21 protein-coding genes are annotated in these 25535 nt (G+C 66.5%); 5 read left to right on the top strand and 16 right to left on the bottom strand.

Annotated elements, in window-relative coordinates:
* Positions 1-19: 19 nt before the first annotated feature.
* Together ACVK00_RS04590 and ACVK00_RS04585 are read right to left on the bottom strand one after the other, a co-directional pair.
* Positions 20-1222 carry a benzoate/H(+) symporter BenE family transporter gene (locus ACVK00_RS04590; protein ID WP_284888599.1) on the bottom strand — a complete coding sequence of 401 codons (1203 nt, stop codon included), beginning with the start codon at positions 1220-1222 and terminating at the stop codon, positions 20-22.
* A 224-nt stretch (positions 1223-1446) separates the two neighbouring features.
* Complete coding sequence (locus tag ACVK00_RS04585) at positions 1447-2472, bottom strand: fatty acid desaturase (RefSeq protein WP_284888600.1); 1026 nt, start codon at positions 2470-2472, stop codon at positions 1447-1449.
* A gap of 304 nt (positions 2473-2776) precedes the next feature.
* Here ACVK00_RS04585 and ACVK00_RS04580 point away from each other — a divergent pair, with 304 nt between their 5' ends.
* The gene (locus ACVK00_RS04580) at positions 2777-3601 is read left to right on the top strand and encodes a phosphate/phosphite/phosphonate ABC transporter substrate-binding protein (RefSeq protein ID WP_284888601.1); all 825 of its coding nucleotides are present in this window, start codon (positions 2777-2779) and stop codon (positions 3599-3601) included.
* A gap of 40 nt (positions 3602-3641) precedes the next feature.
* Here ACVK00_RS04580 and dbpA read toward each other — a convergent pair whose 3' ends face one another.
* The 5 genes from dbpA to ACVK00_RS04555 all read right to left on the bottom strand — a co-directional run bounded on the left by dbpA (position 3642) and on the right by ACVK00_RS04555 (position 8624).
* Positions 3642-5039 (bottom strand): ATP-dependent RNA helicase DbpA, encoded by a 1398-nt coding sequence (gene dbpA, locus ACVK00_RS04575; protein WP_284888602.1) that lies wholly within the window; start codon positions 5037-5039, stop codon positions 3642-3644.
* The gene (locus tag ACVK00_RS04570; protein WP_006756243.1) at positions 5036-5233 is read right to left on the bottom strand and encodes a hypothetical protein; all 198 of its coding nucleotides are present in this window, start codon (positions 5231-5233) and stop codon (positions 5036-5038) included. The genes dbpA and ACVK00_RS04570 overlap by 4 nt, the downstream gene beginning before the upstream one ends.
* 355 nt (positions 5234-5588) lie before the next feature.
* The gene (gene mqo / locus ACVK00_RS04565) at positions 5589-7271 is read right to left on the bottom strand and encodes a malate dehydrogenase (quinone) (RefSeq protein ID WP_284888603.1); all 1683 of its coding nucleotides are present in this window, start codon (positions 7269-7271) and stop codon (positions 5589-5591) included.
* A gap of 487 nt (positions 7272-7758) precedes the next feature.
* The gene (locus tag ACVK00_RS04560) at positions 7759-8064 is read right to left on the bottom strand and encodes a hypothetical protein (RefSeq protein ID WP_284888604.1); all 306 of its coding nucleotides are present in this window, start codon (positions 8062-8064) and stop codon (positions 7759-7761) included.
* Between the two features lie 71 nt (positions 8065-8135).
* Complete coding sequence (locus tag ACVK00_RS04555) at positions 8136-8624, bottom strand: Lrp/AsnC family transcriptional regulator (protein ID WP_105833634.1); 489 nt, start codon at positions 8622-8624, stop codon at positions 8136-8138.
* A gap of 125 nt (positions 8625-8749) precedes the next feature.
* Here ACVK00_RS04555 and ACVK00_RS04550 point away from each other — a divergent pair, with 125 nt between their 5' ends.
* Together ACVK00_RS04550 and ACVK00_RS04545 are read left to right on the top strand one after the other, a co-directional pair.
* Positions 8750-9787: a histone deacetylase family protein gene (locus ACVK00_RS04550; RefSeq protein WP_284888605.1), complete on the top strand. Its 1038-nt coding sequence runs from the start codon at positions 8750-8752 to the stop codon at positions 9785-9787.
* 69 nt (positions 9788-9856) lie between these two features.
* Complete coding sequence (locus ACVK00_RS04545; protein WP_284888606.1) at positions 9857-11002, top strand: branched-chain amino acid ABC transporter substrate-binding protein; 1146 nt, start codon at positions 9857-9859, stop codon at positions 11000-11002.
* 54 nt (positions 11003-11056) lie between these two features.
* Here ACVK00_RS04545 and ACVK00_RS04540 read toward each other — a convergent pair whose 3' ends face one another.
* Complete coding sequence (locus ACVK00_RS04540) at positions 11057-11935, bottom strand: mechanosensitive ion channel family protein (RefSeq protein WP_284888608.1); 879 nt, start codon at positions 11933-11935, stop codon at positions 11057-11059.
* Between the two features lie 330 nt (positions 11936-12265).
* Between ACVK00_RS04540 and ACVK00_RS04535 the strand changes: the two genes are divergently transcribed.
* A complete protein-coding gene (locus ACVK00_RS04535; protein ID WP_284888609.1) occupies positions 12266-13621 on the top strand; it encodes a M23 family metallopeptidase in 1356 nt (451 codons plus the stop codon).
* A gap of 113 nt (positions 13622-13734) precedes the next feature.
* Here ACVK00_RS04535 and ACVK00_RS04530 read toward each other — a convergent pair whose 3' ends face one another.
* Entirely contained in the window at positions 13735-14472 is a 738-nt protein-coding gene (locus tag ACVK00_RS04530; protein ID WP_228908814.1) for a fucose-binding lectin II, read from the bottom strand.
* Between the two features lie 819 nt (positions 14473-15291).
* Between ACVK00_RS04530 and ACVK00_RS04525 the strand changes: the two genes are divergently transcribed.
* Positions 15292-15696 carry a peptide ABC transporter ATPase gene (locus ACVK00_RS04525; RefSeq protein WP_228908815.1) on the top strand — a complete coding sequence of 135 codons (405 nt, stop codon included), beginning with the start codon at positions 15292-15294 and terminating at the stop codon, positions 15694-15696.
* A 177-nt stretch (positions 15697-15873) separates the two neighbouring features.
* Here the strand turns inward: ACVK00_RS04525 and ACVK00_RS04520 are convergent, their stop codons facing one another.
* Genes ACVK00_RS04520 through ACVK00_RS04490 form a run of 7 tightly spaced genes read right to left on the bottom strand, consistent with a single transcriptional unit; the run spans position 15874 to position 25519 of the window.
* Positions 15874-17352: a hypothetical protein gene (locus tag ACVK00_RS04520; RefSeq protein ID WP_284888610.1), complete on the bottom strand. Its 1479-nt coding sequence runs from the start codon at positions 17350-17352 to the stop codon at positions 15874-15876.
* Positions 17349-18716, bottom strand: a complete 1368-nt coding sequence (locus ACVK00_RS04515; protein ID WP_284888694.1) for a glycoside hydrolase family 71 protein — start codon at positions 18714-18716, stop codon at positions 17349-17351. Before ACVK00_RS04515 ends, ACVK00_RS04520 begins: the two co-directional genes overlap by 4 nt.
* A complete protein-coding gene (locus ACVK00_RS04510; protein WP_284888611.1) occupies positions 18713-20008 on the bottom strand; it encodes a lipopolysaccharide biosynthesis protein in 1296 nt (431 codons plus the stop codon). The genes ACVK00_RS04515 and ACVK00_RS04510 overlap by 4 nt, the downstream gene beginning before the upstream one ends.
* Positions 19996-21171: a glycosyltransferase gene (locus ACVK00_RS04505; RefSeq protein ID WP_284888612.1), complete on the bottom strand. Its 1176-nt coding sequence runs from the start codon at positions 21169-21171 to the stop codon at positions 19996-19998. Before ACVK00_RS04505 ends, ACVK00_RS04510 begins: the two co-directional genes overlap by 13 nt.
* Entirely contained in the window at positions 21131-22225 is a 1095-nt protein-coding gene (locus ACVK00_RS04500) for a polysaccharide pyruvyl transferase family protein (protein WP_284888613.1), read from the bottom strand. The genes ACVK00_RS04505 and ACVK00_RS04500 overlap by 41 nt, the downstream gene beginning before the upstream one ends.
* Positions 22212-23270 (bottom strand): glycosyltransferase family 4 protein, encoded by a 1059-nt coding sequence (locus ACVK00_RS04495; protein WP_284888614.1) that lies wholly within the window; start codon positions 23268-23270, stop codon positions 22212-22214. The genes ACVK00_RS04500 and ACVK00_RS04495 overlap by 14 nt, the downstream gene beginning before the upstream one ends.
* Complete coding sequence (locus ACVK00_RS04490) at positions 23267-25519, bottom strand: polysaccharide biosynthesis tyrosine autokinase (RefSeq protein WP_284888615.1); 2253 nt, start codon at positions 25517-25519, stop codon at positions 23267-23269. Before ACVK00_RS04490 ends, ACVK00_RS04495 begins: the two co-directional genes overlap by 4 nt.
* Between the last annotated feature and the right edge of the window lie 16 nt (positions 25520-25535).

Here is a 25535-nt window from a genome sequence, read left to right as displayed (position 1 = left end):
AAAGGGCGCGCGATGCGCGTTACACCGGCCGCCGCACCCTGCTCAACACCACATACGCGACCGACCCGATCACGATCCCCCAGAACGCGGAACCGAGCCCGAGCCACGTCATCCCCGATGCGGTCGCGAGGAACGTGATCACCGACGCTTCGCGATGATCCTCGTCCTCGAAGATGCCGTGCACGTTCGCGCCGATCGCGCCGATCAGCGCGAGCCCCGCAAGGATCGCGACGAAGGCCTTCGGCAGCGCGAAGAACAGCGTGACGATCGTCCCCGCGAAAAGCCCGCCGATCAGGTAGATCACTCCGTTCGCGAGGCCCGCGATATAGCGCCGGTCCGGATCCTCGTGCGAGTCCTTGCCGGTGCAGAGCGCCGCGGTGATCGCCGCGACGACGATCGTGATCCCGCCGAAGCACGCGACGACGAGCGACATCACGCTGGTCGCGGTGATGATCGGCCGGGCGCTCGTGTGATAGCCCGACACGCGCAGGATCGTCATGCCCGGCAGGAACTGGCCGGTGAGACTGACGACGACGAGCGGCAGCGCGAGACTGAGCGTGGTGCCGAGCGTCCATTCGGGCGCGATGAAGATCGGCCGCGCGATGCTCGGCGACACGCTGCCGAGCTGCGTCATGCCGAGCAGCGTCGCGAGTGCGGCGCCCGTCAGCAGCACCAGCACGATGCTGTAGCGCGGCAGCAGGCGCTTGAAGATCACGTAGGCTGCGATCATCCCGAACCCGAGCACCGGCTGCGCGGTCGCGGCGGAGAACGCGTGCATGCCGAACGGCAGCAGGATGCCGGCCATCATCCCGCAGGCGATGCCGCGCGGAATGTGGCGCACGAGCCGGTCGAAATAGCCGGTGATGCCGATCACGAGGATGATCAGCGCGGCCGTGATGTACGCGCCGACGGCCTGGTTCAGCGTCAGTTGCGGAAAGAGGCCGACGAGCAGCGCGGTGCCGGGCGCCGACCACGCGGTCACGACCGGCACCTTCAGCTTCCAGCTCGCGAACAGCCCCGAGATGCCCGCGCCGATCGAGATCGCCCAGACCCACGACGTCACCATCGCGTTGGACGCATGCGCGGCCTGCGACGCCTGGAAGAAGATCGCGAGCGGGCCCGCATAGGAAATCAGCACCGCGAGAAAGCCCGCGGTGATCGCGGAGACGGACCAGTCGTTGCCGATCGAGCGGATCGCGCCGGGCGAGGTGTTCGGTTGCATCGTCGTAGGGGAGTGCGGCGCGCGGCCGGAAGGCTGAGCCGGGGCGAATGATTGTTGGAAGCCCCGGACGAGCCGTCATTCTGGGCATTGCCGATGGAATTGGCAATTCGCCGAGGAAGATCGATATTGTCGGCTTTTCGTAAGGAACGTGGCGCGGCCGGATGGCCTTGCCGGTGCGCGGTCGACTCGGGCGGCGTCACGACGCGGCGCGGCCCGTTCGAGCATCACGTACTGATCTGAAGATAGCCGTCGACCGCGGCCACTTTCGCGCCGCTGCCGGTCGACAGCGACGCCGTGCCCTGGTCGAACGGATGCACGGGCGTGTCGGTCGGCGTCCATGCATGGCGCGCCAGCAGTTCGCGATACCCGCCGCGAATCACGAAGCCGCCGCATTTTTCCGCATACGCGTCGCGCCGCATCCGGTACGCGCGCGGCAGGTCGTACCACGGCAGCTTCGGCAGGTCGTGATGCACGAGGTGATAGTTGTTGTTCAGGTACAGCAGGCGCATCGCGAAGCCGGCTTCGTTGATCACGATGCGCGCCTTCGGATGTCGCGCCGCGCGGTGCTCGAACAGCGAACGGATCATCGCGAGCGACAGCGCCGGCCACGTGACCGCCAGCAGGTAGTACCACCACGGCACGCCGATCGCCCATTGCAACCCTGCGAGCAGCGCGACCACGCAGGCGGCGTGCGTGATCCACATCCGCAGATAGCGGAAGTCGCCGCGCCGGAATGTGCGGAACGTGTCGGCGAACATCGCGACGACGCTCATGGGCGGCCCGAACACGAGACGGCCGATGAAGGTGGTGCGCGCAACCGTCAGTGTGCGACGCCAGCGCGGCAGCCGCGCCCACTGCTCGCGCGACACGTAGTTCGTTTCCGGGTCGACGCCGGGCACGGTCAGGTCCTCGTCGCGGTGATGATCGAGGTGCGTGTCGCGGTACAGCGTGTACGGATACCAGATCGTCAGCGGCGGATAGCCGAGCAGCCGGTTCACGAACGCGGAACGCGTCGGATGGCCGTGCAGCAGCTCGTGCTGCAGCGACAGGTGCCACGCGCCGAGCAGGATCAGCGGCGGCGTCGCGGCCGCGAGCGGCAGGCGTCCGGCGCGCACGAGCAGCAGCACGGCGAGCCAGCCGCTGTAGATCGCGACGACCAGCAGCCAGGTCGGCCACTCGGTGCGGGCGGTGAAGCGGGCGTCGAGCGTGGCGATCGCGCGCGCGTGGTCGACGTCGAAGTATTCGGCCATGGTGCTGAGGCGGGATGAAACGGGTAGTGCGGGCGATGCGGGAAGCGGACGATCGCGCCGGTGCGGGGCGCGATGCGATTGGCCGACAGGCGTCGCGGCGCGCGGTCGACCGCTACAGCGGCATCCGACCGCGTTGCGAAAGTGGAACGCTAACCGGGCTGCATCGTCAGGCCAACCAAGCAATTCGCATTTGCTTATCGCCGGGAGACCGATAAGCATTGGCAGCCTCCGCCGGGTGCGAACCTTGCGGAAATGTGGGCGAACCGGCTTTCTCCCGGGCACCTCCGATGCGTAGAATGCGCGCATGAGCCAATGGATCGCCGGACTGCCGATGTACAACGTGACGCCGCGCCACGCCGCACTGTGGCGTGCATTGCTGCGTGATGCGCTCGATGCATTCGCGCGCACCGGCGGGCCTGCCGGCGTCGTACTGCTCGAAGAGCCATTCGGCGATCTGCACGCGCTGTGGCGGCGCAACGACCTGCTGTTGTCGCAGACGTGCGGCTATCCGTACCGGATGCTCGGCTTGCGCGATGCCGTGCACCTGATCGCGACGCCGGCCTTCGATGCGCCCGGCTGCGACGGCGCGCGCTACAGCAGCGTGCTCGCCGTGTCCGCGCGCGTGCATGCGGGCGGTGCGACGACGCTGGCTGCCTGTCGCGGATTGCGGGCCGCATTCAACGGCGACGATTCGCACAGCGGGATGAACGCGTTCCGGCATGCGGTCGCGCCGCATGCGCATGACGGACGTTTCTTCGGTTCGGTCGTGTCGTTCGGCGCGCACCTGAACGTGCTGCGCGCGTTGGCGGCCGGCGACGCCGATTGCGCGGCGATCGACTGCGTGACGTTCGCGTACGTGCGCGATGCGCTGCCCGAGCTGTTGAACGAGATCCGGATCATCGGCATGACGGCGTCGGCGCCGGGGTTGCCGTTGATCGCGTCGAAGGCGCTGAAACGGGGGCGGGTGGAGGCGTTGCGGGATGCGCTCGATCACGCGGTCGCGGTCGATCCGGAACGGGCGAACGTGCTGCGGCTGAAGGGATTCGAGCGCCTGCCGCCGGGCGCGTACGACACGATTGCCCGGTTCGCGCGGGACGCGGCCGCGCATGGGTATCCCGAGCTGGCGTGATGCGGCGGCGCGGCTGCCGTGACAGACGCGCCGCTCGAGGTCACTCCTCGTCCATCAACCGGACCTTGACCCGCTTGCCCTTGATCTTCCCCGCATTGAGCTTGCGCAGCGCGTCGTGCGCGACGCCGCGCTCGATCGCGACATAAGTCGAGAACTCGGTCACATTGATCTTGCCGATCTGCTTGCCGTCGAACCCTGCATCGCCGGTCAGCGCGCCGAGCACGTCGCCCGGGCGGATCTTGTCCTTGCGCCCGCCGAGGATCTGCAGCGTTTCCATCGGCGGCAGCAGCGTGTCGTTGCCGGCCGGCTTCAGTTCCGCGAGCGGATGCCATTCGACTTCGCGCTTCAGCGCCTGCTCGATCGCGCCCACGCGGCCCATCTCATCCATGCTGGCGAGGCTCAGCGCCCAGCCTTCCTGGTCCGCGCGGCCGGTGCGGCCGATGCGGTGCACATGCACCTCGGGATCGGGCGTCACGTCGACGTTGATCACCGCCTCGAGCTGCGCGATGTCGAGCCCGCGCGCGGCGACGTCGGTGGCGACCAGCACCGAGCAGCTGCGGTTCGCGAACTGGATCAGCACCTGGTCGCGCTCGCGCTGTTCGAGCTCGCCGTGCAGCGCGAGCGCGTGGAAGCCCTGCGCGTGCAGCACGTCGAGCAGGTCCCGGCATTGCTGCTTGGTATTGCAGAACGCGATCGTGCTCACCGGCCGGTAGTGGTTCAGCAACTGGCCGACCGCGTGCAGACGTTCGGTTTCCGCCACTTCGTAGAAGCGCTGGCGGATCTTGCTGTTGTCGTGGCGTTCCTCGAGCTTCACTTCCTTCGGGTTGCGCAGGAACTGCTGGCTCAGCTTCGCGATGCCGTCCGGATAGGTCGCCGAGAACAGCAGCGTCTGGCGCGTCGTCGGGCACATCCGCGCGACCTTCGCGATGTCGTCGAAGAAGCCCATGTCGAGCATCCGGTCGGCTTCGTCGAGCACGAGCGTGTTCAGCGCGTCGAGCTTCAGGTTGCCGCGCTCGAGGTGATCCATGATGCGGCCGGGCGTGCCGACGACGATATGCGCGCCGTGTTCGAGGCTCTGCGCCTGCGGGCGCATCGGCGTGCCGCCGCATAGCGTCAGCACCTTCACGTTTTCCTCGGCGCGCGCGAGGCGGCGCACTTCCTGCGCGACCTGGTCGGCGAGCTCGCGCGTCGGGCACAGGACCATCGCCTGCACGTCGAAGCGGCGCGTGTCGAGGCGCGCCAGCAGCGCGAGCGAGAACGCGGCGGTCTTGCCGCTGCCCGTCTTCGCCTGTGCGATCAGGTCGTGGCCGGCCAGCGCGATCGGCAGGCTCGCGGCCTGGATCGGCGTCATGTCGACGTAGCCGAGCTGCGTGAGGTTCGCGAGCGCGGCGGGCGTCAGCGGCAGCGCGCTGAAGGGCGTGGCGGTCGGCTGGGTCATTCCACGTCTCCGAGGTAAGGGCGGCCGGCCATCTGCTCGTAGACGACCGTGCCGTCTTCCGCGTCGAAGCGCTCGAGATAGTTGCGCGCGCCGCACAGCGGGCAGCGGAACAGCAGCCCCTGGCCTTCGTCCTTGATTACGACGTCGGACGTCTCCCACTGCGTGCCGCAGCTCTGGTTTCTGCAGGTAAACACGGTCATTCTCCAGCTGAATTCGGTTGGTGGCGCGCCCGGCGGGCGCGGCAACGGGGTGCGGCGCTCGCGCGGCTCGGGCGCGGGCCGCACCGGCGGTCGCGTGGACCGCGTCGATGCGGGGGGTGGATCGGGGGCGACAGCGTCGCGCGTGCCCGCAATTCTAGCGGATGCGGAGGGGCGGTAGCGGAGACCGGTGGCGGACGACCGTTAGCGGTCGATCGGCAGTGGCCGTGCCGGCTGTCGGCAACCGGTGAGAACGCCGCCGGCCGGTGCGCGCGGCCTCGCCCGCATCGGCCATGTAAAACGGCCGCCCCGGAGGGCGGCCGTGCGATGCGATGAAACGGGGCCGGACGCGTTACAGCGCCATGTCGGCCGATGCCTTCGCGGGGCGCGCCGGGGCCGAGCCCGTCGCTTGCGACGGCGTCGTCAGGTCGATCTTCGGCGGCGGCGACAACTGCAGCACGTCGCTCGTATAGGTCCATTCCTCGACGACCTTCGCCGGGCTGTCGTTCAGCTTCGTGCCGTAGCTCGGCACGATCTGGCGGAGCTTCTGCTGCCATTCGGGCGTCGCGACCTTGTCCTTGAACACCTTCTGCATCAGGTTCAGCATGATCGGCGCCGCCGTCGACGCGCCCGGCGATGCGCCGAGCAGGCCCGCGATGCTGCCGTCCTGCGAGCTGACGATCTCGGTGCCGAGCTTCAGCACGCCGCCCTTCTTCGGGTCGCGCTTGATGATCTGCACGCGCTGACCGGCCTGCCACAGGCGCCAGTCTGCCTTCTTCGCGTCGGGGAAATATTCCTTCAGCGCGTTGAAACGGTCGTCGTCGGACAGCATCAGCTGGCCGGCCAGGTACTGGACGAGCGGGAATTCGTCGACGCCCACGCGCATCATCGGCGCGACGTTGTGCAGGTTGGTGCTCTTCGCGAGGTCGAAGTACGAGCCGTTCTTCAGGAACTTGGTCGAGAACGTCGCGAACGGCCCGAACAGGATGATCTTCTTGCCGTCGATGATTCGCGTGTCGAGGTGCGGCACCGACATCGGCGGCGAGCCGACCGACGCCTTGCCGTACGCCTTCGCGAGGTGCCGCTTCACGACCTCGGGGTTGTCGGTCACGAGGAACGAGCCGCCGACCGGGAACGCGCCGTAGTCCTTCGCCTCGGGGATGCCCGACGCCTGCAGCAGGTGCAGCGCACCGCCGCCCGCGCCGATGAACACGAACTTCGCGTCGACGGCCTGCGGCGGTTCGTCCGAGTGCAGCTTGACCCACGACACGTGCCACGTGCCGTCCGCGTTGCGCGAGATCTCGCGCACTTCGCTCGACAGCGACAGCGTGAAGTTCGGCTGCGTCTTCAGGTAGCCGACGAACTGGCGCGTGATCTCGCCGAAGTTCACGTCGGTGCCGATCGGCGTCCAGGTGGCGGCGACTTTCTGCGAGCGGTCGCGGCCTTCCATCATCAGCGGCACCCACTGCTTGATCTGGTCGTAGTCTTCCGAATACTGCATCCCGCGGAACAGCGGGCTCGCCTGCAGCGCGTCGTAGCGCTTCTTCAGGAAGCGGGCGTTGTCGTCGCCCCAGACGAAGCTCATGTGCGGCGTCGAGTTGATGAACGAATGCGGGTTCTTCAGCACGCCCTGGCGGACCTGCCAGGCCCAGAACTGGCGCGAGATCTGGAACGACTCGTTGATCTCGATCGCCTTCGAGATGTCGACCTTGCCGTCCGCCTTCTCCGGCGTGTAGTTCAGCTCGGCGAGCGCCGAGTGGCCGGTGCCCGCGTTGTTCCAGCCGTTCGAGCTTTCCAGCGCGACGCCGTCGAGGCGCTCGACCATCGTCATCGACCAGTCGGGCTGGAGCTCGTGCAGCCAGACGCCGAGCGTCGAGCTCATGATGCCGCCGCCCACCAGCAGGACGTCGACCTTCTTCGTATCGGCGGCGTGCGCGGACGACGCGGCGACGCACAGCGCGAGCGCCGACAGTATTACCCGTAACGTTTTGATCACAGCAGATCCCTCTTCAACTTGAATGTATCGGTTTGCCATGCCGCCCGGCCGATGCCGAATCGCAACGGGCTCGCGCATCCGGAGATCCGGACCGCGAATCCGGAATTCCGGATCGACCGTGTTCGCCGTTGCATTTGCGCACGCGCAGCCGTCGCCAAGGACACCTTCGGATCGGCTTGTCGCAGGCTGGAAATCGCCTGCGTCGCGATGGCGCGCAACGCGCCGGGGCCCTCGCGGCAAGCCTGCGCGGACGGCGCTTCAGGCTGCGTGGAAAGAGGCCGCGCACGACGCGTGTTGCGGGGGCGGTATGGCAAGGGGCGCGTAATGTAACCGAACTCGTTTGCTGTGTCACAAACGAAAAATGCCCTTGTTTTTGTGGGGTTTTTTGCGTGTCCGGGATTCCGGAACGAGGGTCGCCGGAACCGGAAAAGATGTGGATAACCGAGCGGGAGCGGGATGGAATGCGGACGCGTCATGTCGCGGCATCGCGCCGCGACATGATCGCTTTACGTCCAGTCACCTCACGTCACTTCGCGAAATTGTTGTGGCAAAACTGCTCGTACGCTTGCGCCGAATTCGAGAAACCCTTCTGCTTCGCGAGTTCCCACGGGCGTTCGCATTGCTGGGTCTGTTCGCACCACGAATAGCCGGCCGAGCCGATGCAGCCGTGCGCGTCGCGATCGCCGCCGACCATCTGCGGGGCGGCCGGCGTGGCAGGTTGGGCAGGCGTCGACGAAGCGGCCGGTGCGGACGATTGCGCCGCACAGGCGCTCAGTGCGAGTGCGCAGGCGATCGTTGCGGCAAGCGAGGCGGAAGGTAGAAGACGTTTCATCGGTAGCGCTCCATGGAATGACGATCGACAGCGGATGCCCGCGCGCGGGCGCATGACGACAACATGAACGATCACGCATCCGGCACCGGCACGCGCGACGAGAACTTGACCTCGCGCAGCGCGAGGCTCGACTGGATCGACGACACGCCGGCCTGCTTTCTCAGCACGCGTTCGACGAATTCCGCGTACGCGTCGAGATCGGCCGCGACGACCTGCAGGATGTAGTCGGCCGCGCCGGTGATCTTGTGGCACGACGTCACTTCGTCGTGACGCCGCATCACCTCCTCGAAGTGATCCGGATCCTGGTCCGAATGCATGTTGAACGTGACCTGCACGAACGCGAACACGTTCATGCCGAGCGCGCGGCGGTCGAGGTTCGCCTGGTAGCCGGTGATCACGTGCTCGTCCTCGAGCCGCTTGCGGCGGCGCCAGCACGGCGTGACGCTCAACGACAGCTTCTCGCCCAGCGTCGCGTTCGACAGCGCGCCGTCTTCCTGCAGCAGGCGGAGCATCGCGCGGTCGACGCCGTCCAGTTCCACCGAAGCGCGATTTTTGCTCATTCCCGGGTCTCCGTAGACGGTTTTCTCAAAATTGTACGAAACGAAGGGGTGGAAAGCAAAGTTATTGCCGGCCGGCATCAATAGACTGTTTTCACCCCTCACAGCCTTCACTGCAACGGTCAACCATGCTCACGGTCTACAGCAGCGATCACCATCTGCATCGCGGCGTCGAACTGAAGGACGGCGCGATCACCGATTCGTTCGAGAACCCCCTGCGCGCCGAGACGGTGCTCGCGCAGGTCCGCGCGGCCGGCCTCGGCGACGTGATCGCGCCGCGCGCGTTCGACCGCGCGTGCTATGCCGGCGCGCACAGCGCGCGCTATGTCGAGTTTCTCGCCGGCGCGTGGGACGAATGGACCGCGACCGGCCGCACCTGCCAGGCGCTGCCGCTCGTGTGGCCGGTGCGCGCGATGCCGTCGGCGGCGACGCTGCCCGACTTCATCGACGGCAAGCTCGGCTTCTTCGCGATGGACGCCGGCGCGCCGATCAACGGCGGCACGTGGGGCGCAGTGAGCGCGAGCGCGAACTCGGCGCTGACCGGCGCCGACCTGCTGTCGAACGGCGGTGCGCGCGCGGCGTTCGCGCTGTGCCGCCCGCCCGGCCACCATGCGGGCCGCGAGTACATGGGCGGCTACTGCTACCTGAACAACGCGGCGATCGCCGCGCAGCAAGGCATCGCGAGCGGCGCGTCGCGCGTCGCGGTGCTCGACGTCGACTTCCACCACGGCAACGGCACGCAGGACATCTTCTACGACCGCGCGGACGTGCTGTTCGCGTCGATCCACGGCGAGCCGCCGGTGTCGTATCCGTACTTCTCCGGCTACGCGGACGAGCGCGGCAGCGGCGTGGGCGAGGGCTTCAACCTGAACCTGCCGCTGCCGAAGGGCACGCAGTGGGACACCTACGCGGCGGCGCTCGACCACGCGGCCGCCGCGATCGCCGCACATGCGCCCGACCTGCTGGTCGTGTCCCTCGGCGTCGATACGTTCGAGCACGACCCGATCAGCCATTTCCGCCTGCGCTCGCCCGACTACCTGCGCGTCGGCGAAGCGCTCGCGCGCCTGAACCTGCCGACGCTGTTCGTGATGGAAGGCGGCTACATGGTCGAGGAAATCGGTATCAACGCGGTGAACGTGCTGCTCGGTTTCGAAGGGCGCGCGTGACCGTATCGCTTTGCCTTTGATGAACGACGATCCAATCACGAACGAAGAGCGATAAGGAAGGAGACGAACATGAATCGATATCGGAACAAGACGGCACGCGCGACCGTGGCCGCGCTGGCGTGCGCATGGTCCGCGCTGCCCGCGCACGCGGACGGGATCGTGCGCATCGGGCACGTCGCGCCGCTGACCGGTGCGATCGCGCACCTCGGCAAGGACAGCGAGAACGGCGCGCGGCTCGCGGTCGAGGAGATCAATGCGAAGGGGCTCGTGGTCGGCGGCAAGAAGGTCACGCTGCAACTCGACGCGCAGGATGACGCGGGCGACCCGCGCACCGCGACGCAGGTCGCGCAGCGGCTCGTCGACGACAAGGTGGTCGGCGTCGTCGGCCATCACAACTCGGGCACGTCGATTCCGGCGTCGCGCGTCTATCGCGACGGCGGCGTCGTACAGATCTCGCAGGCCGCGACCAACCCGATGTACACGCAGCAGGGCTTCAAGACGACCTATCGCGTCGTCGCGACCGATGCGCAGCAAGGGCCCGCGCTGGCGATGTATGCGGCGAAGAAGCTGGGCATCAGGACGGTGGCCGTGGTCGACGATTCGACCGCGTACGGGCAGGGCCTCGCGACCGAGTTCGAGAAGGCGGCGAAATCGGCCGGGATGAAGGTCATCTCGCGCGACGCGACCAACGACAAGGCGATCGACTTCCGCGCGATCCTCACGAAGATCAAGGGCGAGAATCCGGACGCGATCATGTACGGCGGGATGGATGCGACGGGCGGCCCGCTCGCGAAGCAGGCACGCCAGCTCGGCCTGCGCGCGAAGATCCTCGCCGGCGACGGCGTATGCTCGACCGACCTGCCGAAGCTCGCGGGTCCGGCGTCGGACAATGTCGTGTGCTCGGAAGCCGGCATCGCGCTCGAGAAGATGCCGGGCGGCGCGGCGTTCGTGAAGCGTTACGAAGCGCGCTACCACCAGCCGATGCAGGTGTACGCGCCGTTCTCGTACGACGCGGTGTACATCATCGTCGACGCGATGCAGCGCGCGAATTCGACGGACCCGGCCAAGGTGCTGGCCGCGATGCCGGCGACCGACTATCGCGGCGTGATCGGCGAAACGCGCTTCACGCCGCAGGGCGACCTGAAGCACGGCGCGATCTCGGTGTTCACGTACCAGAGCGGCAGGAAGGCGCTGCTCGATATCGTCAGGATGTGACGCAGGCGGGGCGCGCCGCGCTGTGCTGCATGCGCGGTCGTGCGCCCCGACGTGTTACGACGCCTGTACGCGGCGCGGCTCGACCTGCTGCGGCTGTCGTTCGACGTCGTGCACGATGTGCAGCTCGCGCGTGCGAATCGGCAGCGCGCAGTCCGCGTCGGCGAGCGTCTTGCGCACCTGGCGCGCGAGGCGCCAGCGCATCGCCCAGAACTTGTCCGTGTGCGTCCACACGCGCATGTTCGCGACCGCCGTGCTGTCGTCGAAGCGCATCACCATCACGTCCGGCGCGGGATCCTTCAACACGTCGGGATCGGCTTCGGCCAGCGCGCGCAGCGCATCGAGCGCGCGATCGATGTCGTCGTGCACGGACACTTCCACTTCGAGATCGAGACGGCGGGTCGGATTGCGCGTGTAGTTACGGATCGAGCTACCCCACAGCGCGCTGTTCGGCACGTATTCGCAGATGCCGTCCGGCTTCGTCAGCCGCGTCATGAAGAGCCCGACCTCGTCCACCGTCCCCGCGACACCCGTGCCGCCGTCGATGTAGTCGCCCACCTTGAACGGCCGCAGCAGCAACAGCATGATGCCGGCCGCGATGTTCTGCATCGTGCCTTGCAGCGCGAGCCCGATCGCGAGGCCGGCCGCGCCGAGCACCGCGACGATGCTCGCGGTTTCGATGCCGAGCTGTGAAAGCGCACCGACGATCGCGACGATGCGGATGCCCCACACGGCGACGTCGCAGAGGATCGGCCGCAGCGTGTCGTCGACGCGCTCCTTGTTCGTGAGCAGCCGGCTCAGCCAGTTGCCGATGCGCTTCGACAGCCACCAGCCCGCGACGAGTAGCGCGAGGGCGGCGCAGAGCCTGAGCGAAAGCGTGGACAACGCGTTCCACAGGAACGTCCAGCGTTCCGGATGAAGATGATCGAGAAACATGACGGGATTCCGGTTTGAGGACAGAAGGCGCGACGGGTGGCGTCGTCCGCCGTGGTCGGGCGGGCATCCGCTCGTGCGTCGGCCGCCCTCGACTGTACACGCCACGGGGTAGTTCGCGCGAATGCATGGGGGCCGGATCTCACGTGTCGGCGCCGTGAAATCGCGATTTGGTGTGTGTACTAAGCGAGTATTCAAACAAATCGGATTTGTCCTATTTAGCTATGTTGGCTGTGCCGATACACTCGCTTCCAGGCTACCGGATCGCGATGATCGTTCCTCCGCGATAACCGGTTTCCCCCTCCTTTTTCATTGATAGCGAGTGACGACGCAATGCGGCTTGACCTGTGTTTACGTCTCGCACGCGAACAAGGTCGGCCCGCGCGCTGCGGCGCCATCCGCTTTCCGATTCGCCGCGCGCTGGCGCGCGGTGTCGTTGCTGCGGCGTGGCTTGCCGGCATGCAGGGTGCGGTGGCGTGGGCGTCTTCCGATGCCACGCCGTTTTCGCCTGTAACGGCGCAAACGGCCGACCTTGTCGACGTGCCTTTTTTCAGTTCCGCCCGGACCATCTGGGGCGGTTTGCTGGCATCGACCGCCGTGCCGCGTGTCGCGCTGGAGCCGCGTGCGACGAGCGCTTCGGTCACATTCGCGATGCGTACCGGTGCATGTGCGCCGTACGTCATCCTCTGCGATGCGGCACGCGAGGCGATCGAGCGCGATTACGCGGCCCGCTTCGCGGACGGTTTTGCCTCGCCGCTTCCGGCAATCGGTGTTCGGCCGGCATTCGACGCGCGTCATGTCGATCTGGCGTCCGCCGAGCCGTTCGTGCTCGCGCAGCAGGAGAGCGGCACGCGAGCCGGCGCGATCACCGGCAGCCTGCGCACGTCGCTCGCGCGCGCCGATCTGCCGGCCGGCGTTGACGCGCAGATCACGCGCATGTTGGCCGGGCGGATCGATTCAACGCAGCGCGGCGCGATTGGCGATACCTTCCGCGTCGCCTTCGAGCCGGACGACAGTGCGACCCTGCCGGGCCACGTGCGCGTGACGGCGCTCGACATCCGCTTTCGCGGCCAGCGTGTCGCGGGCGTGTGGTTCGCGCCGCAGGCTGGCTCGCCAGGCGCGTACTACGATCTCGACGGCATGCCGCTCGCCGGCGCGCGGTTCGCGATGCCGGTCAACGCAACGCGGGTCAGCTCGCGGTTCGGCGCGCGCGTGCATCCGGTCACCGGCGCGCGTCACGTCCATTCCGGTGTGGATCTGGCCGCGCCGACGGGCCGTGCCGTCCACGCGTCGGAGCGCGGGGTCGTGACTTTCATCGGCACCGAGCCGGGTGGCTACGGCAAGTACGTGGTGATTCGGCACGACGGCGGCTATGCGTCGTATTACGCGCACCTGTCGGCATTCGAGCCGACGCTGCGAACCGGCGCGCGGGTCGTGCGCGGCCAGCGTGTCGGCGCCGTCGGCAGCACAGGCACCGCGACCGGCCCGCATCTGCACTTCGAGGTGCGGCGACATGCCCGTCTCGTGGATCCGATCGAACTGGTGCAGGCGGCCAGCGCGGCGAAACTGAGGGGCGAGCAGCGGGTCGCGTTCAACCGCGTGGCCCACGCCGCGCGCACACAGTTGGCCGCGGCCACGTGGGCGCCGCCGCTCGCGATGTCGCAATCCGGCGCACCGAACGACGGCTGACCGTCGAGCCCAAGCCGGTCGCCGCGGCCGGCGTCGACGCGCACCTCGGTGCGGCGTACCAAAGCAAATCGCCACGCCGGGCGGCGTGGCGATGGTTGGCAGGATGCGGCTGCTTAGCCGAGCGGCCAGTTCAGGATCGCGATGCCGTCGTTGTAATCGCCATCCGTTCCGTCTTCCGACCCGACGAGCCCGAAGTAGGTCTTCTTGAAGATGTCGACCTGACGCGAACCGATCTTCGACGGTTTGCCGTTCGCCGTCACCACCACGCGCACCTTCCCTTTGCCCGAGTTCACGATCTGCGTGTTCAGGTTCGCGTCCTGCGTGCCGGCGCCCTGGAACGTCGCGGCCGGCTTCGCGTTGTCATCGACGTAGACTTCGATCGTCTGCTGCGCGGACGAATTGACCAGCGCCGTCACGCCGAACGCGATGTTCGGCGGCAGATTGAAGATGCCGTCGCGTTCGCCGCCGCCGGTCGTCGTGCCCGGCTGGGTGGGCTGCGGTTGCGGGGTCGCTTTCGAGAAGTAATTGACCACCGCGCCGACGCCGAACTTTGCCGCGGCCCCGGGCAGCACGCCGGGCGCGCCGGCCCACGTCACCGTGCAGGCGACGACCTGCCCCGCCGCATCGGCCTTCACCTTGTTCTGCCAGCTGCCGACGTCGAAGCTGTACGGGATGGTCGCGATGTCGACGAACACATCGTATTGCGGCAGCTTTTCCACGAGCTGCGTGGTCATGAACTGGCGCATCCGGTCGAGCACCGCCTGGTCGCCGTTCGCCTGTACGGCGGTTGCATCGTTGCCGGCGAGTTGCAGCAGTGCGTAAAGATCGTCATGGGTAAACGGTTGTGACATGTCGTCCTCGTCTCGATGATAGGTCTCGCGTCGCGCGGCCGGCGAGTGGATCCCGCCGTTGTCGCGCACGGAGTACAGCGTGGGACTGCAAATGACTGCTCGAATGAATCGATTCGCAATGTGTGGTTGACCCCGGCGCTATTGCGGAGTCAGCCCTGCGATCGATCGGTAAGGCGCTTCACCGTGTCACACAAACGTTTGCTGTTTTAAACACGGTTCGGCCAGCATGGCGAAAAATAAATAAAAAAATATTCGGCCGGGAATGGAAATTGTTCAGAAAATCGAAAGCTGAAATAGTCCGATTTAATGACGTGAATTCGATTTATTGTCGATCGATATAATCGCGAAATTATATCGATGCATGTCGCGAATTATTGAATGATGGGTGGCGCAGGCGAGAAGGGAGGGAGGATCCGGCTTCGGAGCAGGCGCTCGGCGTTCGCATATGGCAGCGTGTTGTTTCAACATCGTCTTTCTCTGTCGTGGCCGCGCCCACCGGCCACCACCGAACGCCCGCGCCGAAGCCGGATCGCAACGGGAGGGGTGTGCGGCGCCGGCGAAGGTTGATGACCGGCTCACTCCGAACTTGAACAAGACACTCCACCGGCACCACACCCGATAAGCATATCGACCCGCTGTCGCGGCGCCTATCGGACGAGGCTGATTCTTGCGCGCAATATCGCAACACGCTGGCCTGATATACCTGACAGGCGATCAATTTCGAGATTAGCGGTATCGTGCACGCAACGCGCGCGCCCGATGTTCGGCGGCTTTTTTGATTCAACCGGCCCGTTGCGGGGCCCTCACGAGGACAGTGCGATGACGAAACCCGATATTCTGAAAGGCGACATCAAGGAGCAGGCCCAGGAAGCAGACCGTCACAACCTGGCGCGGCCCGCGGTGAATGGCGCACTGTGGGCGCGCGGCCTGACGACGCAGCGCGTGGCCGACCTGTTCAGAACGCTGCCGGGCCTGCCGGGACACTGGATGCAGTTGCAGAACGAGGTCAACGCCGGGAATCGCTATTTCTATGGTGTCCAGAACGGCCACCAGACCACTGACGAAGGAAAGGAACTGATCCGCTGGATCGCCGACGCGGTGGTCAGCGCTGCGCACAAGGCGGGGTTCGATTTTCCGTTGCAGCAGCTTCGGTTTACGGCCGATACCGGGTGGCTGAAGCTGCAGCGGGTGTCGGGACGGGTGATGGTGTTGTCGCGGCCTTGAGATCGAAGGCGTGCGCCGCGACGCCGGATCGTCATCGGATCGGTGGCGCGAGCGTGTCGATGGCAGCCCATGATGTCATCGCCGGCCGTTCGCCCGGATGTCCGACGCCGTCGGTATCGCCGGCATAGCGCGGCGGAGCATGCGGTTCGGCAAGGCCGGACGTCGGGTCGGGGGAGACTATTCCCGAACCCGCACGCCATGCGTGCATGAGTCATACGCATCGCGGCGCGATCGTCGCGGTTGCCTGAGCACGAACGCCATCGGCAAGCCGAACAGCAGGATCCATCGCACCGTGTAGTACACCATGACGTTCGAGTCGAACAGAAAGAACAGGAACGGCAGCGGCCACATCACGGCCCGCAGCGGCAGCCATCTGCGAGAGCGGATGCCCGTGTTGTTTTGCACGACAAGCAGAATGGCGGGAATCGCAAACGCCAAAACGAATCCCGCGATGCCGAAGTTCACCAGGAATTCCCCCGGCATGCCGAACAACAGGGTTGTCTTGTCGAGCGCGGTGCGCTCGAAATCGCGCATGATCTCGGTTTTTTCCAGCGCGAACGTGTCGGGGCGATCACTCCACAGCGCACTCGGAACGATCGACGCGATCGCACCGACGAAGCTTCGCCCCATCGGGTAAGCATAGGTCGGTTGCGCGACCGTATCGATCGCCAGTGCCTGCACGTCGAAGCGCGACAGATCCCGAAACAGGAACACGCTGACCGGCCCCATGCTCAACTCGAGATCGCGCTGCTCGGCAAACCGCTGCGACAGATTCGCGATGTCGTCGTAGCCGAGGCCGAATTTCAGCGGCATCAGCAGCAGGCCGGTCAGCGCCACGCCGGTACCGGCGATCCCGATCGTGCGCGGACTGATTCGCGCGATGAAGCTGTGATGGATGAACAGTGCGAACACCAGCACGAAGACGACACCCTGGCGACTCCCGGCGATGCCGGACGACAGCCAGCCCAGCACGCCGAGCTGAACGTACGCCACGGCCGTCAGCACGACGCTGCGGCGGCGTCGCATCATGAGGCAGACGAATATCCACAGCGGCGACGTGTTGGCCAGTGCCTGAATGACCCCCAAACCGCGAAACGGATCGTTGTCGGTGCCGGTTTGCTCGACGCGCGTGTCGTACAGCTCGACGATTCGTGCGTAACCGCCCAGCTTGACGTAGATGAACGCGAGCGCACCGAGGGACAGCAACGCGAACAGATAGGCGAGGCTGCTGACGCGCATGCCGGGTTCGAACCGCAATTCGGCGTTGCCGAGGCGGCTTGCGTTGACGTCGAGCGTCAGCTTGACGACCAGCACGCCGGCGAGGCTCAAGAAATACCAGAGTGCGACGGCCGGATCGTCTTGCGGCAACAGTCGCAGATAGATCTCGTCTACCGCCAGCAGTTGCCACAGCGGGAACACGCCGAGAATGAAGAACAGAAAGATCCGGAACCAGCGTACGGTCGGGGTTCTCGGACGAATGGCGGCGATCGCCAGCAACAGCGCGACGTTCAGTAGCAGCAGCACGCCATGCATGCGCTCGGTAACCAGCAGAGTCGCGACGATCGCGGCAAGCGCGCCGACGGCGAACGTCGTCCACACCATGTGCCGGCTGTCGCCTTTCCGGCGCACCTCGAGGTTCGAATGCAAGGAATTCATCGAGATTGTCCCTGGAGCGCCCAACCGCTGTAGTAGCCGTACTGGCCGCTGCCGCCGGGTTCTGTCACCGCCAGCTCGCCCGCACACTCGAGCACGACCCGCTCGTCGCGAACGATCGAGAAGGTCGGCGGCCCGGACGTGCTCGGAACATCGACGAACGAAATTCCGGCCGGTAGCGGCCGGCGGTCCTCGCGTGCGTCCTGGCCGATTGTCAGCCAAGCGGGGCCGGTCAGGAATACACACACGAAAATGCGATCGACGAGTGGCCCGTGCGGCATGCGCGGCGATCGGTATGTCGACGCCGGAGGGCCGTCGGCGGCAACTTCGCGTTGCCCGGCCGGACCCGGACGATAGAAAAAGAACAGCTCATCGCGCACGATCGGCGGTTCGCTGCCCGTCTTGAACCAGCGGATGTAATGACGCGACGCGCGCAGATAGCCTTCGTGGTTCAGGATCGTGCCGAAGCGTGCGTCATACACGCTGGCCTGCCGGGCTCCCCCGGTCGGCGCGACATACGTCGATTCGGCCCAGTCGTTCCAGGTCACGATCTGCACCCAGGTCGCGCGGGACTCGATCGCCGCGCGCCATTCCTCCGCCATGCCGGCGAACCCGCGCGTCTCGAACGCGCGATAGTTCGTGCCTTGCGGCAAACCGCGGTAGTACGGCGTCACCGGCGCCATGAAGACCTTGCCGGCGTTGCGCAACGCGGGAGCCAGTGCGCGCGTGGAGCGGGCCAGCAGCGACGGTGCGCCCGCCGCACCGAAATAGAAATAGCCGTCCGCGGAACGGATTTTCCCGACGATCTCGGCCGCCACGTTTGCGTCGATTTCCCGCTCCCCGGTGCTCGGAGACAGATGCGGGACAAAATACGCACCGAGGCGTCTGGCGGTCTCGATCAGCGATCGTGCGCCGGTGCCGTGCCGCCCGCCCAGCGCGTACGCGGACAGCACGGGTCGTCCGTCCACCGTCAACTGCGCACGGCGTCCGCGAACCGTCCGGATGATGTCTGCGAGTTCGTCCTGTGCGTTGCCGTCGGCGGACACGAACAACTTGAATGCCCCGTCGAACCGGTCGGCCGCGTCGTAGATCGTCTCGACCCGCCGCTTGTAGTACGGCTCGGAAGCGTGCCACCCGCCGCAATTCAGTGCGAAGCCGTCGATGCCGGCCGCCATCGCGTCACGCATTTCCTGCGCATACTGGTCGGGGCCGGCCGTCTTTCCGCCTCTCGGCCAGGCCACCATGTAGTGTGCGAAAACCCGGCGAGTGCCCGGCGCGTCGCTCGTCTCGCGGGTACGCGCGCGGAGCAGCCCGCCAGGGGCCAGCGCGGTCGCGACCGTCGTCGTGATGAAGGATCGTCGTTTCATGGCTGCTCCCGCCCGGCGGTCGCCGGACGCGGCGCGGCGGGCGTGGCGTGACGCGTCAACAGGACACACGACGACGACAGGATGACGAACGCCGCCGTGCCGACGCCGCAAATCGCGCCATAGGCGCCGAACTTCCAGCCGAGTGCCGCGACCAGCGCGAGCGTGAGGACAGCCTCGAACGACGCCATTTTCACGAATGCGCGCCGGCTCCGCGCATACAGCCACAGCGACAGGATCCTGCAGAGAAACACCAGGCAGGCGCCCAGCAGCACGGCGAACACGAGCACGAACGCAAACTGACTGGCCCGGCTGCCGAGCGAATGCACCGGAAACAGCCGCATTTCCAGCAACGCGTACGATGCGGCGGCCAGAACGACCAACCCCGCCAACAGGCTCGCCGCGAGCTTGCGCGCGAACCCGGCCCCGCCGATCAATCGAAGCGCCTGCCCGCCGTTTCCGCTGATCGCCAGCGAAACCGATTGTCCGAAATTGAAGGCCAGATTGTTGAAGCCTTTGGCGACGCGATACAGCGCGGCGCCGGCCGGCCCAGCCACGGCGGACACGATCAGCACATCGAGGTGCTTGGCACCGGACAGCACCGCGTTCGCATACCAGCTGCTCAGCATTTCGCCGCGCGCCTGCGCGATAAAGTCGCGATACCAACGCAGCCCGCCGCCAACGGTCGGCGGATATCGGCTCGGTTCCGGGCCGGTCGTGCCGCGGCGCGTCACCCACAGGTAGGCAGCCAGCAGCAGCGCGCCATACACGGCCTCGACCAGCAGCAGCAGATCGGGAAGATGGCCGCGCAAGCCGTGGTATTCGGCGAGCACCGCGATGACAGCCAGGCGCGAAAGCGCCGAGATCGTCGAGACGACCAGCACGACGCCATTGCGCCTGGTCACCCGGAAGAATCCGAGCGCAAAGTGCGACAGCCCGTAACAAACGGGCGCGAGGACGAGCATTGCGCTCCAGTTCGGCAGCGCGATCGAGCCGGTTCGGCCCAGCAGCGCGCAGGCCAGACAGAACAGCACGGTCGAGCCGAATGCGCTGAGGCAGTCGAGCCGAAGCAGGTTCGGAAACCGCGCCCGGATGCGATCGATCGTATAGATGCGCGCGGACCCGAAGTTGAAGGCGTCGATGGCGACGTAGAACAGGGCCAGCAACGCATACGAGCGACCGACGAGCTCGGGGTCGAGGAGATGCAGCGCCAGTGCCGCCACGACGAAATTCACCAGGGCCGGCAATCCGGTGCTGGCGACGACATGGATCAAGTCGGCGTTCAGGCGGCGCATCGCTCGACCAGGTAACGGCAGTACGCGTCGTACTTTGCCTGCAGCGCCGAATGGGAAAACGCGGCGGCTTTCGCCTGCTGCCTGATGCGCATGTCGACGAGCTGGGCGCGGTCGCGGGCGACCGCCTCGACCGCGCCCACGATCGCGTCGACCGAGCCGGCACGGATCACGTCGCTCGCAGGCAGCACTTCCGGTATGCCGCCCACGCCGGTTCCGAGCACGGGCGTGCCGACTGCCATCGCTTCCAGCATCGCGCGCGGCATCCCTTCCTGAAGCGACGACAGCACGAACAGATCGTGTTCGGCGACGGTCGCGCAGGCCGTCTCCGACGATACCTGTCCGCGGAATGCGACGACGTTTGCGATGCCCAGCGTATGAGTCAGCGCCTCCAGTTCCCCGCGCAACGCACCGTCGCCGACGAGCGTCAGGACGACGGCCACGTTCTTGCGCTTCAGGCGCGACACGGCTTCGAGCAGCGCCACGTGTCCCTTGCTCCGGTTGTGCATCATCGAGACGTTGATCAGCCTCAATGACCCGGACCGCGCGAGCGCGTCGGGGTCACGCGCCGCGAAGAGCCCGTTCGGCAGGAAGGCGTCGCTGAAGCCGAACGAATCGGCGCGCGAGCGCGCCGGATACTTCGCCTGCAAATAGGTTTCCGTCACGTATCGCACGCTTTGCGCGCGCCGCGCGGCGAGCGCGGTCGAGCTGCAATGGATCCATTTCGCGACGCCGCGCAACGGATGGGTCGACGCACCCTTGCTGAAGTAATCCTCCGGATCGGCAACGATCTCGGCCGAGAACGGCTTTCTCGTGATCCAGCACAGCAGGAGTGCGAGGGTTGCCACATTGCCCGGAAAGCGGATCATCAGTGTTTGCGCGCTCCTGATGACGCGGAACAGCCGTACCGCTGTACGCGGCAAGCCAGTCAGCCAGCGGCGGCCGCGAATTGCGCCCAGGTCGACGAACGACGTGCGCGGCCCGGTGACGACGGAGCCGATCGGCCGGGCTTTCGGAAACGCGCGTGCGACGATCCGCACCGCGTCGAAATGCGGCGCGAACCGGTTCGCGAACTTCTCGTGGCCCATATGAGGACTGTAGATTTCGTCGCCGACGCGCGAAAAATTACCGTCCATCACAAAGGTGATTGAACTGCTCGATTTCATGACGGATCCTTTCGATCATCTCGTTGTAGCGCGTCGCGTCTGCCGTGCGCAGCGCCTGCCAGTACGTGCTGTCGTCGTGCGCAAGCTCGCGAGCCAGCGCGGCGACGCGGCCTGCGTCGAAGTCGCTGGCGTGCACCACGTAGCGCGACAGGCCGAGGTCGTCGCATGCAGCCAGGCCTTTGCGCTCGTACGCGATATGAATGCTCGGCACGCCGGCCAGCACGCTTTCGAGGCTGCCGTGCAGCCGGACGGAGACGACCACCGGGCGCTCGCGCGCGACGAGCGTCGCCAGATCGTCGACCTGCCCGACGCCGAACGTGTCGCGATAGAACGTGTCGTCGCCGTTTCCGCGGCCGCTGCTTTGCAGCGCGAATCCCGCGTCCGGCAGCAGCTTCGCGACGCAACGCAGACGGGTGACGTAGTCGTCGCGATACGGCTTGCCCTTCAGGTCTCGGAACACGAACCGGATCGGGCGGGGATGTTCGGCAGTGCGTTCCGCGTCCGGCTGGCTGCGCGGTGTCCGGCCGATCTCGAGCACGACGAGGTCCCCCGTGCGAATGCCGTGCGGGTGTGCAAGCTCATCGACGCTCTGGCCGTCGCGCAGGAACACGACGTCCACGTAACGCCGGACCAACGCCGCCAGCAGGGTGCCCGGCAGCGACTTCAGCGGACCGATGCTCTGCGGCAGATAGATCGATCGCTTCGAGCGCCGCAACGCCGTGCAGGCCAGCTGGCTGCCGTGCGCGACGAGCGATTTCCAGCCTTCCATGCCGCTGGACGCGCGCAGGTAACCGCCGCCCACGCCGAAGAACAGCGCCGGCCTCGCGCGGCCGAAGCGGCGCACCGATTCGATGCAGAAACGGGCCAGCGACCAGAGGCGGATGTTCGTGTCGTCGAGATAGCCGCGGAACGATGCGGGATCGAGGCAGACGATCGTGACGACGCCGTCGATGCCGGCGGCGCGGATCGCCTTCAGGCTCAACTTGACCAGCAGGCCGTCGCCGCTGTTTCGCGAGCTGTATGCGTGCAACAGATAAACGTCAGGCTTGTTCATAGATCCGCATCAGCGATTTCAGGAAATGTTCCTGCCTGAAGGTCTGGTCGAACACGTGCCGGGCGTTCTCACCCATGCGCCGGCATTTGTCGACCGTCAGGCGGTTCAGGTTGTCGGCGAGGCATTGCCCGGTGAGCTCGGTGAGGATGATCCCGTTGTAGCCATGGATCACCTGCTCGGGCAGCGAGCTTTCGCCGGAGACGACGAGCACCTTGCCGGCGCGCATCGCCTCGATCGGCACGAGTGCGAGCCCTTCCCAGCGGGACGGCACGATCACGACGTCCATCGCCTGCATGGCGAGCTTCGTCGCGGCTGCATCGAGCCAGCCGTGGTAGACGATCCGGTCGTCGCCGGCCCGCTCCGTGACGCCGCCGCGCACCGCCATGCCGTACACGTTGATCTCGATGTCCGGCTTCAGCGCCGGCACCGCGTCGAGTACGACGTCGAAACCCTTCTGGTAATCGAGGCGGCCGAAATAGCCGACGCGTATCGTCGAGCTGCCGGACGGACGATCGAGAGCGGCCTTGGCCTCGTCGCCGGCAATGCCCGTGTAGACGAGGTCGACCTTCGACATCGGCAGCCGGTACTTGCGTGCCGCTCGCAACTCGTCCAGCGACATGCAGACGATCCGGTCGCATCGAGTCGCCAGCAGGCGCTCGGTCAGCGCATAGCCCAGCCGCGTCACGGGGCCGACGTCCTTCTTCAGGAATGCCCACGCGTGCGGGGTGTACAGGACCTTCGCGTGTCGATGCCGGAGCAGGCGCACGTACACACCGGGGAACGTGCTGTGGCAATGGATCACGTCCGGGCCGATGGCCTTCAGCAACGCGCGGATCTCGCGCGCGACCCTGGCGATGCGCGCCGGATGCCGGCTCGACCGGTATCCGATCAGCGTCAGCCCTTCGACGCCGGTCGTGCCGGCCATCTTGTCGGGATCGCAAATCAGCAGGACTTCGTTGCCCATCGCGATCTGCTCGCGCGCCAGCGCGCCGACGTAGGTGGCAATACCGCCTACCCAGGTTTCCACGACGTGCACGATCTTCATGATGTCTCCCGCTCGCGCGTGGCCGGCGCGTCGTTCGCTTCGGTCGCACCGTACGGCGCATAGCGATACGCGCCGTATCGGGTGCGATAGCCGAAGGCACGGGTATCGATGCCGTTGAAGAGGACGCCGAGCAAGCCCGACGAAATCCTGTTCAGCTGCTTCGCCGATTCGGCGATCTCGTCGATCGTCGTTTGTCTCGCGCGGGTCACGAGGAAGATCGTTGCGCAGTGCGGCGCCAGAATGCTGGCGTCCGACACGGCGAGCACCGGCGGCGTGTCGATGATCACGACGTCGTAGGCGGCGCTCATCTCGTCGAGCAACCGGGGCGTCGATTCACCCAGCAGCAGCTCCGATGTGGATTGCGAAGCGGCGCCCGTCGGGATGAAGTCCAACCCCTTCGAGACGTCGCGCCGCGTGGCGTCCTGCCACGAGACGCGGCCCGTCAGCAGGTCCGATAGCCCCGGTGCGCTCGGCACGCCGAACGAATCGTGCAGGTGACCGCGCCGCATGTCCGCATCGATCAGCAGTACGCGATGGCCGGCGGCGGCCATCACGGCCGCCAGGTTGGCCGACACGAAGGACTTGCCGACACCGGGGCTCGGCCCTGTCAGCAGTACCCGGTTGTTGTTTGCGTCGAGCAGGGTCAGGCCGAGGGCCGTGCGCAGGCTTTTCAGGCTCTCGATGGCGGCGTCGGAGGGGGCCTCGTTGGCCAGCAGCGACGGGATGTACCCGCGTCGCGCGGCCGTTGCGGCGGCGGTCCGCTGCATCGGCGAATCGGGGATCGTGCCGTAGACGTTCAATCCGGTGCAGCGCTCGATGTCGCCCGCGTCCTTCACACCGCCGAACAGCGCTTCGCGCGCGACGGCCGCCGTGACGCCCAGCATCACGCCGAGAATGGCGGAGAGCGCGAGAATCAACGCCTTGCGCGGTTCGACCGGCTCTTCCGGGACGGGGGCGTTGTCCACTTCGCGAACGTTGCCGACCTTGCCGGCCGACACCAGCCTGAGCTGCTGGATATTGTTCAGCACGCCGACGTACATTTCGTTGCCGACTTCGACGTCGCGTCGAAGCCGGAGTTCGTCCTGTTCGATATCGGGAAACGCGCGCAGACGCGCCGACAGCCCGTCGATCTTCTGTTTCGCGCCATCGATCTGACGATCGAGCGCCTGCATCTCGGGATGGCCGGCCGCGAATCGGGTCGACGCCTCCGCGCGCTTTTGCTGCAACGCCAGCAGCGTCGCCTGGGTTGCGATGCTGTCCTGCAGGTAGGCCTGCGCCTCGATGCCGAGGTCGAACGTGCCGCGCTTGCGCCGCATCGCGTTGTATTTCGCTTCGGCCTGTTCCAGGTTCTGTTTCAGTTGCGGCGCGACGTTCTCGAGGAACGCGAGGGACTTCTCCGCCTCGGCCGATTTTCGCTTGACGTTCTGCGCGACGTACGCCGTGCCGATCGTATTCAGGATGTTCGCCACCGTGTCGGGGTCTTCGCCCTTCAGCGACACGTTGATGACGTTGCTCTGCTTGCGAATCTCCGACACGGTCAGGTGTTTCTGCAACTGCTGCAGCGTCTTCAGTTCGGAATGACGTTCCACCCGGAACACCGCGCCCGGTCGTGCATGGAGTGCATCGACACGGATCCGGAACGTGCCGCCGGCCTGCGTCGATTCGACGAGCTGCCCGAGCGCGCCTTCGATCGGCTGGCCGAGATCGCTGTTTTCCAGCCGGAAGCGGCCATCGGGCAGCGCCGTCAGGTCGAACCGGTCGCCCTCGAAGGTTTTCGGAACGTCGAACGTGCCGATATCGATCGACTCGGTACCCCAGCCGTATCCGCCGAACCCGAACAACCCGGGCCGGGACAGGCCGTGTGCGCGCGCGGCGATCGCCGTGCCGATCAGCGGGAAGCGCTTCGGCGTCGCGTCGATATACAGGCGCAGGTTCTTGACGGCATGGCCGACGACCATTCTCGACTGGAGGATCTCGATCTCGGCCGCCGCCTGGATCTTGCCGTCGAAGAGCGACGACACGCTCCCGAGCAGGGAGTCGGCCGCCCCCGTGCTGTCTTCGACCTGAATCAGCAGATTCGACGCGTAGATCGGGCGCGCCAGCAACGCATACGCCGCGCCCGCGGCAAACACGGCCGCCGCGATGCCGGCCACCAGCCAACGGTTCGTCAGCAGCAGATCGACATACCGCACGAGTTCCGGCTCGTCGCCCAGGTCTGCTTCGGGTAACGGGTTGGGTGCTTTGTTCATGGAAATTCCGTTCATC

Source organism: Burkholderia sp. PvR073 (assembly GCF_054055695.1).
This window is presented reverse-complemented; position numbering and strand designations above follow the sequence as displayed.